This is a genomic window from Kitasatospora indigofera (assembly GCF_014655955.1).
GTDB classification, from domain to species: domain Bacteria; phylum Actinomycetota; class Actinomycetes; order Streptomycetales; family Streptomycetaceae; genus Kitasatospora; species Kitasatospora indigofera.
This window is the reverse complement of sequence record NZ_BNBO01000001.1, coordinates 197,891-212,505: the sequence shown is the minus strand read 5'-3', so window position 1 is coordinate 212,505 and position 14,615 is coordinate 197,891. Positions and strand designations below refer to the sequence as shown.

13 protein-coding genes and 1 pseudogene are annotated in these 14,615 nt (G+C 74.6%); all 14 read right to left on the bottom strand.

The genetic code is table 11. The annotated features are described in order from the left end of the window. Nucleotides 1-34: 34 nt before the first annotated feature. A pseudogene (locus IE329_RS00945) lies at nt 35-556 on the bottom strand (DUF4328 domain-containing protein); the annotation flags it as partial. A gap of 125 nt (nt 557-681) precedes the next feature. Beyond that, nucleotides 682-1,620: an alpha/beta hydrolase gene (locus tag IE329_RS00940; protein ID WP_190208784.1), complete on the bottom strand. Its 939-nt coding sequence runs from the start codon at nt 1,618-1,620 to the stop codon at nt 682-684. A 169-nt stretch (nt 1,621-1,789) separates the two neighbouring features. Next, the gene (locus IE329_RS00935; protein WP_190208783.1) at nt 1,790-2,545 is read right to left on the bottom strand and encodes a 4'-phosphopantetheinyl transferase family protein; all 756 of its coding nucleotides are present in this window, start codon (nt 2,543-2,545) and stop codon (nt 1,790-1,792) included. Then, nucleotides 2,542-3,906, bottom strand: a complete 1,365-nt coding sequence (locus tag IE329_RS00930; protein WP_229927064.1) for an aminotransferase-like domain-containing protein — start codon at nt 3,904-3,906, stop codon at nt 2,542-2,544. The genes IE329_RS00935 and IE329_RS00930 overlap by 4 nt, the downstream gene beginning before the upstream one ends. A gap of 14 nt (nt 3,907-3,920) precedes the next feature. Next, nucleotides 3,921-5,219 carry an alpha-hydroxy acid oxidase gene (locus IE329_RS00925; RefSeq protein WP_229927063.1) on the bottom strand — a complete coding sequence of 433 codons (1,299 nt, stop codon included), beginning with the start codon at nt 5,217-5,219 and terminating at the stop codon, nt 3,921-3,923. Continuing rightward, the gene (locus IE329_RS00920; RefSeq protein ID WP_190208782.1) at nt 5,216-6,154 is read right to left on the bottom strand and encodes a 2-hydroxy-acid oxidase; all 939 of its coding nucleotides are present in this window, start codon (nt 6,152-6,154) and stop codon (nt 5,216-5,218) included. The genes IE329_RS00925 and IE329_RS00920 overlap by 4 nt, the downstream gene beginning before the upstream one ends. A gap of 2 nt (nt 6,155-6,156) precedes the next feature. Then, nucleotides 6,157-6,453: a phosphopantetheine-binding protein gene (locus IE329_RS00915; RefSeq protein ID WP_190208781.1), complete on the bottom strand. Its 297-nt coding sequence runs from the start codon at nt 6,451-6,453 to the stop codon at nt 6,157-6,159. 41 nt (nt 6,454-6,494) lie between these two features. Continuing rightward, complete coding sequence (locus IE329_RS00910; RefSeq protein WP_190208780.1) at nt 6,495-7,424, bottom strand: 3-oxoacyl-[acyl-carrier-protein] synthase III C-terminal domain-containing protein; 930 nt, start codon at nt 7,422-7,424, stop codon at nt 6,495-6,497. After that, nucleotides 7,421-8,866 carry a condensation domain-containing protein gene (locus IE329_RS00905; protein WP_190208779.1) on the bottom strand — a complete coding sequence of 482 codons (1,446 nt, stop codon included), beginning with the start codon at nt 8,864-8,866 and terminating at the stop codon, nt 7,421-7,423. Before IE329_RS00905 ends, IE329_RS00910 begins: the two co-directional genes overlap by 4 nt. Then, nucleotides 8,866-10,494 carry a class I adenylate-forming enzyme family protein gene (locus IE329_RS00900; RefSeq protein ID WP_190208778.1) on the bottom strand — a complete coding sequence of 543 codons (1,629 nt, stop codon included), beginning with the start codon at nt 10,492-10,494 and terminating at the stop codon, nt 8,866-8,868. The genes IE329_RS00905 and IE329_RS00900 overlap by 1 nt, the downstream gene beginning before the upstream one ends. Before the next feature lie 88 nt (nt 10,495-10,582). Continuing rightward, nucleotides 10,583-11,554 carry an alpha-ketoacid dehydrogenase subunit beta gene (locus tag IE329_RS00895; RefSeq protein ID WP_190208777.1) on the bottom strand — a complete coding sequence of 324 codons (972 nt, stop codon included), beginning with the start codon at nt 11,552-11,554 and terminating at the stop codon, nt 10,583-10,585. Beyond that, the gene (locus IE329_RS00890; RefSeq protein WP_229927062.1) at nt 11,554-12,552 is read right to left on the bottom strand and encodes a thiamine pyrophosphate-dependent dehydrogenase E1 component subunit alpha; all 999 of its coding nucleotides are present in this window, start codon (nt 12,550-12,552) and stop codon (nt 11,554-11,556) included. Before IE329_RS00890 ends, IE329_RS00895 begins: the two co-directional genes overlap by 1 nt. Then, nucleotides 12,545-13,480, bottom strand: a complete 936-nt coding sequence (locus IE329_RS00885; protein ID WP_190208776.1) for a phytanoyl-CoA dioxygenase family protein — start codon at nt 13,478-13,480, stop codon at nt 12,545-12,547. The genes IE329_RS00890 and IE329_RS00885 overlap by 8 nt, the downstream gene beginning before the upstream one ends. Next, nucleotides 13,477-14,586: a 4-hydroxyphenylpyruvate dioxygenase gene (hppD, locus tag IE329_RS00880; protein WP_190208775.1), complete on the bottom strand. Its 1,110-nt coding sequence runs from the start codon at nt 14,584-14,586 to the stop codon at nt 13,477-13,479. Before hppD ends, IE329_RS00885 begins: the two co-directional genes overlap by 4 nt. Nucleotides 14,587-14,615 lie beyond the last annotated feature (29 nt).

The following is a 14,615-nucleotide window of genomic DNA, read 5'->3' as shown; positions in this document are numbered from 1 at the left end:
TCTGCGAGACCTGCACCGTCGTCACCTGCTGGATCACCAGGATCGCGAGGACGCACGCCACCACGTGGACCACGGTGACGTACGGGTTGTTCGGGTTTCCCTCCAGGTCGATCGCCATGCAGAGGGGGACGCCGACGGACTTGGCGAGCCAGGCGGTCCACCAGGTGTTGATCAGCCAGGGCGTTCCGGCGCTGCCGCCCGCGCGCCGGATGTCCAGCACGACCCGGCGTGGGGCCCACCACATCAGGACGGGTATGAACCACACCCCCAGGGCGCGCCCGCGGCCGTAGGTGTGGGTGGTGGACGAGAGGATCTCGGCGTTGAGCCGGCAGCGCCGGATCCAGCCCAGGAACCCTACGACGCCACCGGCGAACAGCGGCAGCGTCCAACGCCCGACCTCGCGATAGAGCTCCGACCCCCCGTCACTGGTGAGACCGAGAACGAGTTCCCCCGCGGCCTGGAGGAGGATCAATGCCTGGGCGAACACGGCGAGCGGCCTCGGATCGCAGGCTCTCGGGGTCGTGGTGGCCGGCTTCACGGGCGGATCTACCTCCATTCGACCGCGATGCTGGTCACCGCATGATCGCCTGGATCCTAGAGGACTCCGTGCCGACCCTCGCACCGGAGGGTCTCCTGCCGAAGCCCGAAGTGTCGGGGGGCTCAGGGGGCGTCCCGGGTACGTCAGGACGGCGCGAAGCGGTCCCGGAGGAAGCGGGCCGCCTGGTGGCCGGCGGCGCGGGCGGCGTCGACGGAGCCGGTCATGGTGAAGAAGCCGTGGGCCATGCCGGGGTAGCGGGTGAGTTCCACCGGCACCCCGGCGGCGGCGAGCCGGGCCGCGTAGGCCTCGCCCTGGTCGCGCAGCGGGTCGTACTCGGCGGTGACGACCAGGGCCGGGGGCAGTCCGGCCAGGTCGGCGGCCCGCAGGGGTGAGGCCAGCGGATGCTCGGCGTCCCCCGGGGTGGTCAGGTAGTGCCGCCGGTACCAGGCCACCGAGTGGTGGTTGAACTGCCACGGGTCGGCGTTGTCGCGCATCGACGCGTCGTCGGCCAGTTGGTCGGTGTTGGGGTAGACCAGCAGTTGTCCGGTCAGGGCGAGGTCCCCGTCGGCCCGGGCGAGCAGGGTCACGGCGGCCGCGAGGTTGCCGCCGGCGCTGTCGCCGCCGACGGCGAGCCGGGCCGGGTCGGCGCCCAGCTCCTCGGCGTGGCCGGCGACCCAGCGCAGGGCCGCGTGGCAGTCGTGCACGGCCGCCGGGAAGGGATGCTCGGGCGCGAGCCGGTAGCCGACGGTGACCACGAGGCAGCCGGCCTCTGCGGCCAGGTCGCGGCAGAGCCCGTCGGCGGTGTCGATGCTGCCGAGGGTCCAGCCGCCGCCGAAGTAGTAGAGCAGCGCGGGCAGCGGCCGGCCGGCGCTCGGCCGGTAGACGCGGACGGCCAGCTCGCCCCCGGGCCCGGGGATGCGGAGGTCCGTCACCTCGTGCAGGGCCCGGGGGCTGCCGGCCGCGGCCCGGATCGAGGCCAGGTCGGCCGCTCTGGCCTCCTCCACCGACAGGCTGTAGAGGGGGGCCGCGCCGCTGCGGGCGCGCTGCTCGCGCAGGGTCTGGAGCTGTGGGTGCAGGGGCATGGCGGTGCTCCGATCGACGGGTCGTCAGGGGAAGGGTCGGGCGGGTCAGGGTCGTGGGGCCGTCAGGTCATCAGGCCGTCAGGTCATCAGCCGGACGGACGGACAGACGGCCGGGGCGGCCGGGCGGCGGCCGGGCAACGCATGCGGGGCACCCCCCGCCCGGGGGCGGTCAGGTGCCGGGCCGCTCCGGCGCCCCGGATGCCGGGCCGGTGGGTGGCCCGGAGAGCGGTGCGGGCCAGGTCCACCGGCCCACGGTCACCCGGAAGGCCTCGGTACCGGAGAGCGCCACGGCCGCCCGGTACCCGTCGGGGGCGGGTACGTCGGCCACCAGGTAGCCGTGCGACCAGGCGTCGGCGGGGTGCCGGCTCGTCCCGGTGCCGCTGTCGAGCAGCGGGATCCGCAACCCCTGGGTCAGCCGGCCGCCGTGCGCCTTGACCAGGGCCTCCTTGCGGGCCCACAGCCTGGCGAAGCGCTCGGCCCGGCTGCCCGGGTCCGCCCCGGCCCGCACGAAGCGGGCCTCCTCGGGCAGGAACCAGCGCTCCGGCATCCCGGTGGCGTCCAGCCGTGGCAGCACCCGTTGGACGTCGACCCCGACCCGTCGGGACGCCGAGAGCGCGACCATGGCGACGGCCCCCGAGTGCGAGAGGTTGACCTCGGCCCCGGTGTACCGCCCGGCCAGTTCCGGCTTGCCGTGCGGGCCCCGGCGCCAGCGGATCTCCTGCGGCGCGGCGCCGAGCCACCCGGCGACGATGTGCCGGAGGGCGCCGTGCGCGAGGACGAACCGGCGGCGGTCGTCGGCCGACAGGTAGGCCGCCGCGCGGGACCGCTCCTCCGGGTCGAGCACGGCGAGCAGGTCCGCGGGGGCCGGGCCGGGCTGCTGGTCGGGCACCAGCCACAGCTGGACGGTGTCCGGCGCGCCGGTCATCCGGGGTCCCTGCTGCCGGCGGGGGCCGCAGGGTCCGCAGCCACTGCGGCCCGGCCGGGCCCCGCCGGGTCCGGAGTGTCCGCCCGCTCCCTGACCAGCCGCGCCAGCCGGCGCACGCCCTCCTCGATCCGGTCCGGTTCCAGGGCGCTGCAGGACAGCCGGAGGGCACGCCGGCCGCCGTCGCCGGCGTGGAAGAAGCTCATCGGGGTCCAGAGCACCCCGTAGTCCCGGCCGGAGATCTCCAGCAGGTTCTCGTCGGCGGTCATCGGCACCTCGACCACCGCGAAGAATCCGCCCGCCGGCGCGTTCCAGCGGACCCTCGGCTCGTCGGCGAAGGAACGCTCCAGGGCCGCCAGCAGGGTCCGCAGGTTGCGGCGGTAGAACTCGGTCTTCTCCTTGACCGCCGTCCTGAGGTTGCATCCGGACTCGACCAGGAAGCCGCCGACCAGGGCCTGCGCGACCGGCGAGGTGTTCACCGTGAGCAGGCTCTTCACCGTGGACAGCTCCTCCGCCAGCAGCGTGCGCCGGCCCTGGGCGTCGGTCACCGCCTGGTCGGCGACCAGGAATCCGATCCGGACGCCCGGGAAGAAGGACTTGGCGAAGGAGCCGATGTGGATCACCCGCTGCCCGGTGTCCAGCGCCTTGAGGGTGGGCCGGGGTTCCTCGTCGAGCCCGAACAGCCCGTACGGGTCGTCCTCCAGGAGCAGCAGGTCCGCCTCGGCCGCCACCTCCAGCAGCCGCCGGCGGGCCGGCACCGGCATCGAGACCCCGGACGGGTTGGCGAAGTTCGGCACCAGGTAGAGGGCGCGCGGTCGGCGGCCGCCGGCCCGGACGGCGCGGGCGACGGCCAGCACGGCCTCCGGGTCGAGGCCGTCCGCCGTCTCCGGCACCGGCACCACCTCGATGCCGAGCAGCCTGGCCGCCCCGGTGAAGCCGACGTAGCAGGGTTCGACGGCGAGCACCACGTCGCCGGGGCCCGCGCAGAGCCCGCGCAGCGCGACGACCATGGCCTCCTGCGCGCCGGTGGTGACCATCACGGCCTGCGCGGGCACCTCGATCCCCTCGTCCAGGAGGAGGGTCCGGGCGATCAGCACGCCGAGGTGGCCGTTGGTCCGGCCGTACTGCAGGAGTTGGCGCCGGCGCTGGTCCGCGTCGAGGCCCAGGCCCTCCAGGTGGGCGAGGTAGGTCCGCAGGTAGCGGTCGAGGTCGTCGGTGCTGTGGAAGCCCTCGTGGGGGCGTCCGGCCGCCAGTGAGACGGCGTCGGGGAAGCGCGCCGAGACCTCGTTCAGGAAGTTCATCGACGCGGACGCCGGATCGGACACCGACGCGTGCAGGTCCTCGCGTGCCAGTTCTGTCGCCATCGTCCGACCGTCCCTCATAGTCCCGTGCCCACTGCTGTGCGCTGTGCCGTGCCGTGTACCGGGCCCTGTGGCGGGCCCTGTGCCGGGCCGGGGGCGAGCACGACCGCGGAGCGGTCGACCGCCGGCAGGGCCGGCCGGCCGGCGAGGGCCATGGTGTGGGCGAGTTCCTCGGTGGCCAGGCCGAGCACGCCGGCCACCCCGGCGGCGCCGTCCGCGGCCAGCCCCCAGAGGACCGGGCGGCCGAGCAGGACGGCCCGCGCCCCGAGCGCGAGCGCCGCGAAGGCGTCGGCGCCGCTGCGGACCCCGCCGTCGAACAGCACCGGGCAGCCGGCGGCCCCGACCGCGTCCACCACCTCGGCCAGGGCGTCCAGGCTCGCCGGCGCGCCGTCGAGCTGCCGGCCGCCGTGGTTGGAGACCACGATCGCGTCGGCCCCGTGCTGCACGGCGAGCACGGCGTCCTCGGCGGTGAGGATGCCCTTCAGGACCACCGGCAGCTCGCTGCGCGCGCGCAGCCAGGCCAGGTCGGCCCAGGTCACCGACGGGTCGACGGCCTCCGCCGTGTGCACCGCGAGCGCGGAGCGGCCGGCGTCCGAGCGGTGTGCGGAGGCCATCAGCGCCGGGTCGAGGTTGACCGCGGAGATGCCGGCCGGGACGGCGAATCCGTTGCGCGCGTCCCGGTGGCGCCGGCCCAGCTGCGGCGCGTCCACGGTGAGGACGAGGGCGCGGTAGCCGGCCGCGGTGGCCCGTTCCACCAGGCCGGCCAGGACCTCCCGGCGGCGCAGCCAGTACAGCTGGAGCCACAGCGGTCCGGCGGCCTCGGCGGCGATCTCCTCCAAGGTGCGGCTGGCGAAGACGCTGACCACGTAGAGCGCGCCGGCCGCGCCGGCGCCGAGGGCGGTGGCGACCTCGCCGTCGGGGTGCAGCAGCCGGTGGTAGGCGGTGGGCGCGACGCCCACCGGGGTGGCCAGGGGGGCGCCGAGGAGTTCCGTCCCGGTGTCGCAGGCGGAGACGTCGACCAGCACCCTCGGCCGCAGCGTCACCCGGGCGAAGGCGCACCGGTTGGCGTCGACGGTGCGCTCGGTGCCGGCGCCGCCCTCGACGAAGTCCCAGACCTGGTCGTCGAGCCGGCGCTGGGCGAGGTCCTGGTAGTCCTCGATGCGCAGCGGGCCCGGGGTGGCCGTGAGCACGGCGGTCTCGGGCCCGGCGGTCGCGGGCCCGGCGGTCGCGGGCCCGGTGGTCTCGGGCACGGCGGTCTCGGGCACGGCGGTCTCGGGCCCGGCGGTCTCGGGCGTGGTGGTCACGGGCGCGGTCACCTGGGCACCTCGTCGGCGCCGTCCAGGTCGACCGTCGCCACCGAGAGGTGGCGCAGTCCGGCGTCGTGGTCGGCCAGCAGCAGCCTGCGGGGTCCGGCGGGCGGCCCGGCCAGCTCGCCGGCCAGCTCCCACCACACGCCGGTGCCGGGCTGTCCGGCGTCGGCGAAGCGCAGATCGGCCGGCCGGGGGTGGGCGGCGTCGACCGTGGACACCCCGCCGAGCACGGCGGTCACCGGCTCCGGGCCGCCGCCGAGCGCGCCGAGTTCGGCGGCCAGTGCGGCGCCCGGCGCGTCCGGGGGCAGGACGTGCGTACCGACCCGGGAGACTCTGGCCGCCCGCTCCCCCGGCAGCGGCTCGCCGAACAGCAGCGCCACGCCGCGGCTGCCGGCCACCTCGGGCACGGGGACTCCGGGGTGGTAGGGCAGCGAGTCCTGTTCGACCACCAGCAGCAGCGCCCGCCGGAGCCCGCCCGAGCGCGCGTAGGCGTCGACCAGGCGCAGCGCGGTGAACGCGCCGGCCGCACCCTGGTCGCTGACCGCGAAGGCCATCGGGGTGCCGGGGCAGACGTGGCTCAGGTAGGTGGTCGTGGCGCGGCCCGGGGTGATGTCGGGGATCGAGTGGGCGAGCACCAGCAGGTCGACGGACTCGCCCGCGGGCACGATCGCGTCGATCAGCGTCTCGGCCATCTCCCCGTAGGACTGGCCCTCACAGCTCACGGCCTCCGCGCCCAGCGCCTCCGGGTCGGGTTCGCGCCCGTACGGGTGCAGCAGGTCGGCCAGGTAACGCCGCAGGCGTCGGGTGTGGACGGGGTCGCCGGCCAGCGCCGCCGGCTGGGGGAAGGCCAGCCGGGCGGCGCGGCGGATCCCCCAGGCGGGCGAGGGCCCGTCGGCGGTGGGCGCGGCGCCGGTCGCGGCGGCCGGTGCGAAGGTGCGCATCCTCACGCTTCCGGGAGCAGGTTTCCGGCGACGTAGTCGGCCAGGGTGCCGACGGTGCCGAAGTCGTCCCGGCCGAGCTCCTCGACGCTGATCTCCAGGTCCAGGCGTTCCTCCAGCTCCAGGATGAGTTCGAGGCCGCTGGTCGAGCTCATCCCGAGGGCCTCCATCAGCGTCGTGTCGGCCGTCGCCCCGGTCACCTCGCGCTTGAGGACGTGCGGGAGCAGGGCGCAGATGCCTTCGACCATCCGCTCGCGCAGGGCCGGGTCGATGGCTGGGAGGGCGGTGTCCCGCTCCGTCATCGTGGATCCTTCGGTGGTGGTTCGTGGGTGGATGGGGGGTGTCAGTGCTGGAGGACCATGGCCGAGAAGGTGGCGCCGCGTCCGGCGCCCGCGGCGGCCATCACATAGGGCTCGCCCGGCCGCAGCAGCCCCCGCTCGCGCGCCGTGCGGTAGTTGACGAGGTTGTCCGCGCAGAAGACGTGGCCTGCCGTCGCCACGTTGTCGAGCACGACCCGCTCGCGGGGGTAGCCGAGGGTGCGGCAGACCTGGTGCCAGGCGACGTTGTTGACGTTGTGCGGCAGGATCACCCCGATCGCGTCCATGGTCAGCCCGGCCCGTCCGACGGCGGCGAGGATCGCCTCCGCCAGCGCGTCGGAGTAGATCCGCTGGAACTCCAGGGCCTGCTCCTCCGCGTCGCTGTCGAACTCGCCCCGGAGGTCGGCGGCGTAGGACAGCACCCGGTCGCGGTCCCCGGCGGGGGCGACCAGGCAGGCCGACGCGCCCTCGCCGAAGAACGAGGTGTCCGGGACCATCCCGGCCTCGGGGGTGAACGCCTTCTCCCCCGCCAGGACGAGGGCGAGGCCGTCCGGGTCGTCGTCGGCCGCGAGCAGCCGGCCCGCCACGTCGATGGCCAGCAGGCCCGAGGCGCAGGCGTGGTGGCCGACCGCGAAGACCGTCGCCCGGTCGAGACCGAACTCCCGGCACAGCTCCCGGACCGGGTTGTGCGGGTACGGCACCACGGTCGGGAAGGTGCGGGCGTGCAGCACGTAGCGGACGTGCTGCTCCCGGCCGCGCAGGGCGTCCAGGCCGGCGACCGCTCCGCGCAGCAGGTCGAGCAGGCTGCCGCCCGGATCGCGGGCGACCTCGCCGAGCTTGTGGTAGCGGCGGAAGATCTTGACCTGCATCGAGGTCAGGCCGAACTCCCCGGCCAGCTCCTCGATCGGTACCCGGCCGGGCGGCAGGTGGTCGGCCACCGCCAGCAGGGCGGTCACCGGATCCGCTCCGCGTCCTGGGCCGGCTCCTGCTCCTGGGCCTGCCCCGTCGGTGCGGCGCCGACCAGCGGCCCGGTGCGCGTCCCCGGGTCGAGGGCCGCCTCGACCGCGAGCGCCTCCACGCCGAGGGCGAGCGCCTCGGCGTCGTCGGAGGAGAAGTAGCGGGTGTTCGTCTGGATCTCCATCAACAGCGCGTCCGGGAGGTCGTCGAAGGCCACGTAGAACGCGTCGACCTGCTCGTCGCTTTCGTGGATCCACCGGAACCCGCTGTCCTCCTGCGACTTGCGCAACTGCCGGGCCAGCTCCTCCGGGTCGGACGCGATGCCCTCCTCCCGCGGCCGGTTGGCCGTGCGATCGTTGAGGAAGACCTGCACGTCGACGCGCTCGCCCCGCTCCGCGGAGACCCTGGCGATCAGTTCGTTCAGCTTCTCCGGGTGGAAGTAGGCGTGCTTGTAGGTGGCCAGCGCGCCGCGCCGGGTCAGCTCGACCACCTCGTCGACGGTGCCGTCCCCGATGTCCAGCACCGAGATGCCGGCCTGGGCGACCATGCACACCACGCCGCTCAGGTCGGACCGGAAGCGGTTGTTGACGACGGGCCGGACCACCACCGGGCCGGTGACGTTGATCCGCCGCAGCGCGATCGCGTACAGGGCCTGAAGGACGATCTGGGTGTCGGTACCGGTCCGCTCGACGATCAGCGGCACCGCCAGCCGCAGGGCCCGGGACTCGAACAGGCCGACCCGGTGCCGGGGGATGCCCTGATCCACCGACGGCGGGAACCGGCGGGCCGGGATCGTCCTGAGGGCCCGCTCCCAGTGGCGCAGGGCCTTGTCGTTCTGCCGTTGCCCGGCCGGTGAGCGCTGCCAGCCGGCCTGCTCCAGCGGCTGCAGGCCGGTGACCGGCGCGGTCGACCGCTCCTGCACCTCGCGGAGCATGATCGTCCCGCCGATGGCATCGGTGACCAGGTGGCTCATGATGCTGACCAGCTGGACGGCCAGGCCGTCCCGCACCACCACGGCCATCCGCACCGGCCATTCCGTGGCGTACGCGAAGTCGACGGACCGGTAACGCTGTTCGACCGCGCTCGCGACCTCGTCGGGGTCGGCGTCCCCGGCGTCGTAGACCTCCAGCGCCGTGCTGCCGGAGCCGAACAGCTCCTGGGTGGGCCAGCCCGCCTCGTCGAACCTGAGCAGGGTCCGCATCGAGGGGAACCGGCTCATCAGGTAACGCAGTTCCTCGGCCACGTCGGTGACGGCCGTCCCGGCGGGCAGGGCCATCCGGCCGCCGATGGGCAGCGAGCTGCGCTGGTCCACCATCGCGTGCCAGATCTCCCACATCCCCCAGGACATCTCGTCGACACCCGCGCCCTCCCCGGTGAAGTGCACGGCCAGCCGCTCGGCGGGCTCCGGGGCGGGTGTCCGCCGGTCCTCCGGGTCGCTCATCAGCGTGCCGCCATCTCTGCCAGGTGCCGCTGCCGCATCAGGAATTTGCGTACCTTGCCGGTCGGGCCGATGATCAGTTCCTCCTCGGAGACGGCGACCACCCGGCGCAGGGTCGCCGCCGCGGCGTCGGTCAGCGCGGCCCGGACCGCCGGGGTGCGGTCGGCGTCCGGGTCGGCGTCGGCGTGCAGGGCGAGCAGGACGTCGGTGACCACCCGGCCGTCGGCCTCCAGCGACACCACTGTGCAGTCGTGCACGTCCGGGCAGTTGGCGAGGACGCGCTCCTCGCTCATCGCCGTGTAGAGCCATTCGCCGCCGCCCAGGTCGACGGCGTCGACCGCCCGGTCGACGTGGAAGTAGTAGCCCTCCTCGTCCCGGTACATCAGGTCGCCGGTGAGGTAGTAGCCGTTCAGGCGGTTGCGGTAGGTGGCGTTCGAGTCGTTCCAGTACCCGGGGGCCAGCGTCGGCGCCTTCAGGCCGAAGTGGCCGACCTCGCCGACCCCGACCTCCCGCCCGGTGCCGACGTCCAGCAGCGCCACCTCGGCGAAGCCGTGCGGCACCCCGACGCAGCGCCCGTAGCGCTCGGTGCCGGCGCTGTGGGTGATGTGGAACGCGGAGTGGCCCATCTCGGTGGAGCCCAGGCCGTCGACGAAGCTGGACCCGGGGACCCGCCGCACCCCCTCGCGGGTGACGGTCTCCCGGGAGCCGGCCGCGACCAGGTGGCGGATGTGCGGCTCGTGCGCGCAGTCGCCGGTGTTGAACCAGAGCGACACCGAGTCCAGGTCGCGCTTGCCCAGGTCCTGGCGGGCGAGCTGGGCCCAGGTGGCGGCGAAGCCGAGGACCCCGGTCGGCCGCCAGCGCTCGATGGCGTCGACCACCGCCGCGCCGTCGCTCTGGGTGGACAGGAACAGCAGCTCACTGCGGTTGCACAGGGCCAGGTTGAGCGCCGAGATGCCGGCGGCGTGCGCGGCGGGCAGCGCGCTGAGGATCCGGGCGGTGCCCCTGGCCCGCGGGGCGGCCAGCCGGAACAGCCGGGTGGCGGCGAACAGGCTGTCGTTGGAGTGGACGACCGCGGTGGGCATCCGGGTGGTGCCCGAGGAGTGGGTGATGGCGATCGGGTCGTCGGGGTGGTGCCGGTACGGCGCGGGGGCGGCCGACGGGTCCCCGGTGCCGGCCTCGGCGGTGTCGGCGTGGACCCGCACCCCCAGCTCCTCGCCGGCCAGCCGGTCCCGGTGCTCCTGGTCGGTGAGCAGGCCGACGCCGCGCAGCCGGCGGATGTACTCGGCGGCGATGTCACCCGGGATGTGCTGGTTCATCAGCGCGGGGATCGCGCCCAGCCAGGTCAGCGCCAGGAAGTTCAGCAGGCAGTCCGCCGAGCTGGAGACGTGGATGGCGACCGGGTCGCGCGGGCCCACGCCCTGCGCGTGCCACCAGGCCGCCCGGGCCGCCACCCGCTCGCGGAGCAGGCCCAGGGTCAGCGCCTGCCCGGCCGGGTGCCCGTCGACCGGGACGTCGAAGGCGACGCCAGGACCGTCCGGGTCGGCCCCGTGCTCGAACAGCTTGTGCAGCACGTTGCCCGCGCCCAGTCCGGGGTCGGCGGCCAGCCGCGCTCTGATGTTGGTGCCCGTCACTCTGCGCTCCTTGAAGGGTGTCCGTGCGGGTGTCCGCACGGCTGCCCGTGTGGGTGTTCTCCGGGGGCCCACGGGGGCGGGTGACCGTTCATCCGTCCCCGACCGCCTTCTCGACGGCCGCCCTGAGCTGCGCCCTGGTGGGCTGGCAGGCCAGGTCGAGGCCGCGGGCGAAGGGCAGCACGGCGCCGTCCGGCCGGGTGACCCGCCGGGGCGGCGCGATCAGCCGCATCTCCTCGGCCGCGGTGGCGATGATCTCCCCGCCGATGCCGCAGGTCCGGTTGGAGTCGTCGACGACGACCAGCCGCCCGGTCCGCTCCAGCGAGGCGGCCAGCCCGGACCAGTCGAAGGGGAACAGCGACCGCGGGTCGAAGACCTCGACCGAGACCGTGCCGGCCAGCTCCTCGGCCACCGCCAGGGCGTCGTGGACCAGGTGGCCGACCGCCACCACGGTGACGTCGGTGCCGCTGCGGTGGATCCGGCCGACCCCCAGCGGGACGGGCGCCAGGGCGGCGAGGTCCACGTCCTCGCGCACCCCGAGGGCTCCGGAGGGGGCGAAGACCACCACCGGGTCGTCGTCCCTGATCGCCGTCGCCAGCAGCCCGTAGGCGTCGGCCGGGGTGGCCGGCACCACCGTCTTCACCCCGACGTGCGCGAAGAGGCTGTAGGGGTGGTCGGAGTGCTGCCCGGCCCAGCTCTCCCGGGAGCCGGAGCCCGGCAGCAGGTAGGTCACCGGCACCCGGGTCTGGCCGCCGGTCATCAGCGAGAACTTGTGCGCCTGGTTGGCGATCTGCTCGAAGACCAGGAACAGCAGCGCCGGGATCTGGAACTCGATCAGCGGCCGCAGCCCGGCCAGGGCCGCGCCGGTGGCGAAGCCGGTGAACGCCTGCTCGGAGATGGGCGTGTCCAGCACCCGGTCCGGGCCGAAGCGCTTCAGCAGCCCGGCGGTGGCGTGGGTGACGGCCACCCCGACGTCCTCGCCGAACACGCAGACCGCCTCGTCGCGTCCCATCTCGTCGCCGATCGCGCGGTTCAGCGCCTTGAGGTAGGAGAGGTTCGGCATCAGCGGGCCCCCGCCCTGGCGCGCATGCCGGTGGCGTACAGGTGGTCCAGCGCGGTCGCCGGGTCGGGGTGCGGGCCCTCGCAGGCGAAAGCCACGGCCCGGTCGAGCAGTTCCGCCACCTCCGCGTCGATCGCGGCGCGGGTGGCGGCGGGGATGCGGGCGCCCTGGATCTCCAGCGGGTCCCGGGCCCGGCCGGCCGCCACCTCCTCGTCCGTCCGGTAGCGGGGGCGCGCGGTGTGCTCCCAGGTGTGGTGGGCGTCGAAGCGGTAGGCGGTGCACTCCAGCAGGGTCGGGCCCTCGCCGGCCCTGGCCCGGGCGACCGCCTCGGCGGTGGCGTCGCGGACCGCCTCGGGGTCCGTCCCGTCCACGCTGCGGGCCGGGATGCCGAAGGCGGCGGCCCGCCCGAGGATGCTGCCGGCCACCGTGTCGGCCGTCCGCATCGAGGTCGCGAAGCCGTTGTTCTCGCAGACCAGGACGAGCGGCACCCGCCACAGCGCGGCCAGGTTGAACGCCTCCAGCACCACGCCCTGGCTGACCGCGCCGTCCCCGAAGTAGCTGAGCGCGACCCGGTCCGAGCCCGCCCGCCGGAAGGCCCAGGCGGCGCCGGCCGCGATCGGCACGGCGGCGCCGACGATGGCGTTCGCCCCGAGCACGCCCACGCCGAAGTCGGCGGCGTGCATCGAGCCGCCGCGGCCCCGGTTCAGCCCGGTGGTCCGGCCGGCCAGCTCGGCCATCGTCCGGGCCGGGTCGGCGCCCTTGGCCAGGACGTGGCCGTGGCCGCGGTGGGTGCTGGTGATCACGTCGTCGGGGCGCAGCGCCGCGCAAGTGCCGGCCGCGATCGCCTCCTGGCCGGTGTACGGGTGGATGCCGCCGAGCACCACCTTGGCCCTGACCAGCTCGATCGCCCGTTGTTCGAAGCCGCGGACCAGGGCCACGGTCCGGTACAGGGCGGCGGCCGGATCCGTCGTCGGGCCGGCCACGGCGGTCGGGTCAGCCACGGCCGGCCGCTCCGTCGGCCCGCCAGAGCACCGGGCAGAACGCCGGGTCCGCGTAGTCGGGGCGGCCGTCGGGCAGCCGCCGGACCAGCACGTCGTGGTTGTAGGCGGCGGTGGCGCCGTCGCTGAGCGCGAAGTCGCGGTACTCGTTCGCGCCGTCCTGGAGGTGGAAGGAGATCGCGCGGCGCGGCCGCCCGCTGCGGTTGGGGCCGCTGCCGTGGTACGTCCGGCAGTGGTGGAAGCTCATGTGGCCCTTGGGGATGATCATCGGCACCTTGCGGATCACGGCGCCGTTGAAGGCGGCGTTCTCGGCGAGCACCCGCTCCAGGTCGGCCTTGTCGCGGTCGGCGAAGTGCTTGGTCATCGAGTCCTGGCGGCCGGTCTCCCGCCAGAGGTGGCTGCCGTCCACCACGGTGAGGGTGCCCATCTCCTCGTCGCAGTCGTGGAACGGGACGAAGGCGGTGAGCATCCGCTCGGACGTCGAGGTGGACCAGTAGTGCTTGTCGAAGTGCCAGGGCACGATGTTGCTGGGCTCGCCGGCGACCGCGGGCTTGAGGATCAGCGTGGACTGGAAGACCCGGATCTCGTCCGTGCCGGCCAGCAGCGCGGCCACCGCGCCGATCAGCGGCTTGCAGAGCACCCGGGCGATCGGGTCGCTCTCGTGGTGGACGTAGTCGTTGTGGCGCTGGACCGGCCCGTCCGAGGGCTGCCAGGCCGCCAGCCGGGGCGGGCGGACCGGCAGGGCGCGACTCCGCTCGCCCGCGTAGTAGTCCTCGCTCGCGGCGGCCAGCCGGTCCACCTCCTCGTCGGTGAACAGCTTCTTCGAGAGGTACCAGCCGTGCTCGGCGTAGAAGGCGACGTCGTCGGCGTCCGGCAGCAGGGCCAGTTCCTCGTCGGTGAGGTCGAACCGCAGGGTCGGGGCGGCGGTCATCGGGCGCCCGCCTCGGTGGTCAGGGGGATCTGGTCGGACTGCCGCACGGTGGCGAGCTCCCTTTCCTTGGCCTCGTAGAGGGCGGGTATGTTGCTGGTGCCGAAGGTGCGGGCGCCGTGACGCTCGATCAGCTCCCAGAAGAAGGTCCGGCGGACGTGCATCGAGGTGGCGAAGATCTGGTACATCTGGCCCCAGTGGTCCCGGTCGACCAGGATTCCGCGGCCGCGCAGCCGGTCCACCGGGAGGTCGACCGGCCCCAGCCGGCCGTCCAGCGAGTCGTAGTAGCTGTCCGGGGTGGACGCGAACCCGACGCCGTGCTCCGCCATGGTGTCGACGGTGCTGACGATGTCGCGGCTGCTGAGCGCCAGGTGCTGCACGCCGGGGCCGCCGTGCCAGGCGAGGAAGTTGTCGATCTGGCCGGGGGTGCGGCTCGGGTCCGGCTGGATCAGGGTGAGCGTGACGCCGCCGCCGGGGCTCTGCACGACCTGGGAGAACATGCCCTGCTCGCCGACCGCGATGTACTCCTCGAAGATCACGTCGAAGCCGAAGGCCTTGCGGTAGAAGTCCGTCGTGCCGGCGAGCTGCCCCTCCGGCACGCAGACCGCCGCGTGGTCGATGCTCCGCAGCAGGTCAGGCGTGGACGGCGGCGCCACGTCCAGCATCTCGATCAGACCCGGCAGGAACTCCCGCTCCGGGCCGTGCCGTTCGACCAGCCGGTGCACCACGTCGCCGAAGCCGGAGACGGTGGCGGTGACCACCGAGGCGTCCTCGTGGGTGTGGGTCCGGGGGGCTTCGAGCGCGCTCGCGCCGCCGGCCACGGCCGTGCCGTACGCGGCGGCGGCGTCCCGGCTGCCGAACGCGAGCACGGCCACGCCGTCGCCGTGCCGGGCGACGTACTGCGAGGCCGGGTGGTCCGCCGCCAGCCCTGAGGTCAGCAGCACCCGGCAGTCGCCCTGGCCCAGCAGCAGGCTGCGCTGCCCGGCCAGGCCGGTCTCCGGGCCGCCCTGCCCGAGCAGGCGGAAGCCGAACCCGGAGGACAGCACGAACGCCGCCTGGCGCGCGTCGCCCACGTAGAACTCGACATGATCGACGCCGAGGAAGTCCATTGCGGTAGCCGTTCCTTCTCTGTTCGCTC

Coding starts and splice junctions, on each gene's coding strand:
- IE329_RS00940 (WP_190208784.1), bottom strand. CDS start 1,620: ATGCCCCTGCACCCACAGCTCCAGACCCTGCGCGAGCAGCGCGCCCGC.
- IE329_RS00935 (WP_190208783.1), bottom strand. CDS start 2,545: ATGACCGGCGCGCCGGACACCGTCCAGCTGTGGCTGGTGCCCGACCAG.
- IE329_RS00930 (WP_229927064.1), bottom strand. CDS start 3,906: ATGGCGACAGAACTGGCACGCGAGGACCTGCACGCGTCGGTGTCCGAT.
- IE329_RS00920 (WP_190208782.1), bottom strand. CDS start 6,154: ATGCGCACCTTCGCACCGGCCGCCGCGACCGGCGCCGCGCCCACCGCC.
- IE329_RS00915 (WP_190208781.1), bottom strand. CDS start 6,453: ATGACGGAGCGGGACACCGCCCTCCCAGCCATCGACCCGGCCCTGCGC.
- IE329_RS00905 (WP_190208779.1), bottom strand. CDS start 8,866: ATGAGCGACCCGGAGGACCGGCGGACACCCGCCCCGGAGCCCGCCGAG.
- IE329_RS00895 (WP_190208777.1), bottom strand. CDS start 11,554: ATGCCGAACCTCTCCTACCTCAAGGCGCTGAACCGCGCGATCGGCGAC.
- IE329_RS00885 (WP_190208776.1), bottom strand. CDS start 13,480: ATGACCGCCGCCCCGACCCTGCGGTTCGACCTCACCGACGAGGAACTG.
- hppD (WP_190208775.1), bottom strand. CDS start 14,586: ATGGACTTCCTCGGCGTCGATCATGTCGAGTTCTACGTGGGCGACGCG.